Source organism: Shewanella sp. 11B5, assembly GCF_002836795.1.
In the GTDB taxonomy this organism is placed as follows: domain Bacteria; phylum Pseudomonadota; class Gammaproteobacteria; order Enterobacterales; family Shewanellaceae; genus Shewanella; species Shewanella frigidimarina.
Genome location: NZ_PJAP01000161.1, coordinates 1 through 1,145, shown reverse-complemented (window position 1 = coordinate 1,145; position 1,145 = coordinate 1). Strand labels below are relative to the sequence as shown.

The window sequence follows — 1,145 nt, the reverse complement described above, 5'->3', positions numbered from 1 at the left end:
AAGGTCGATAAAACAACAAATATCATATCTCGCCTAACAATCATTAACGTGATTTACATCAAGTTAACCTCGCAAAAATGGTTTTAGGCTGAAGGTAAGCGTAACCAATGAGCATAAAGTTAATCAGTATTAGATTCAACACATCTCATTTTTCAAGCTGTATTTGGTGCTGAAGTAAGCATCATTGTTATTGGAATAACATCTTGTTAATGCAAAGTGAAATGAGCCCTAAATCTACTGACACAACTTACAAGGAGTAACTTATGTTTCCAGAGTACCGAGATTTGATAACTAAACTTAAAGTAACCGATAAGCACTTTATCAAAAAATTTAACGACCACAATCAACTCGATGAGCAAATTACCGCACTAGAAAAGACCAGTAGCAGTGATGCGACAACTGAATTAAAACTAATGAAAAGCACGAGATTACATCTTAAAGAACAAATATTGGATATTTTAAAAAGCCATCAGCAAGAGGTTTAGACGCGCATAAAAACAAAGGACGCTAGTGCGTCCTTTATGATGTTGTCAAACTACACCATCAATTAAAGGTAATAATCTTTAAGTGGTGGGAAGCCGTTAAAACATACTGCTGAATAGGTCGTGGTGTAAGCACCAGCGGTTAACCAGTACATGCGGTCACCAATGGCTAAATCAACCGGTAAACCATAGCTATAGTGCTCATACATAATATCTGCACTGTCACAGGTTGGACCGGCAATGACACACTTGTCTAACTCGCCTTTACGCTCAGTATAGATTGGGAATTTAATCGCTTCGTCCATGGTTTCAATTAAACCAGAGAACTTACCCACATCTGTAAATACCCAGCGCTCTAATGCAGTGTTCGACTTACGAGAAATCAATACCACTTCAGATACTAATACACCAGCATTTGAAAGCAAAGAACGACCAGGCTCTAGAATAATCTCTGGTAATTCATCACCAAAGTCTTCTTCTAGGAAATGCTTAATCTGCTGAGCATAAACACCTAGCTCGTTCGTTTTGTCCATATAGTTGGCAGGAAAACCACCCCCTAAATTTATCATCTTTAGTACGATGCCGTGTTCTTCTTTTAAACGGTCGTAAATACTTTTCACTTTACCGATAGCAGAATCCCAAGCACCGATATCACGTTGTTGC

General features: G+C 38.3%; 1 protein-coding gene and 1 pseudogene. One reads left to right on the top strand and one right to left on the bottom strand.

Annotation, left to right across the window (positions count from 1 at the left end; translation table 11 throughout):
- The first annotated feature begins 263 nt into the window (after nucleotides 1–263).
- Complete coding sequence (locus tag CXF78_RS01335; protein ID WP_011638841.1) at nucleotides 264–485, top strand: HP1242/YdcH family protein; 222 nt, start codon at nucleotides 264–266, stop codon at nucleotides 483–485.
- A gap of 62 nt (nucleotides 486–547) precedes the next feature.
- On the opposite strand, the pseudogene CXF78_RS01330 reads toward CXF78_RS01335, so the two are convergent.
- Nucleotides 548–1,145, bottom strand: a pseudogene (locus CXF78_RS01330) (type III PLP-dependent enzyme); the annotation flags it as partial.

Bases quoted from the DNA above. Each gene is read 5' to 3' on its own strand.
- CXF78_RS01335 (WP_011638841.1), top strand. From the start codon at position 264: ATGTTTCCAGAGTACCGAGATTTGATAACTAAACTTAAAGTAACCGAT.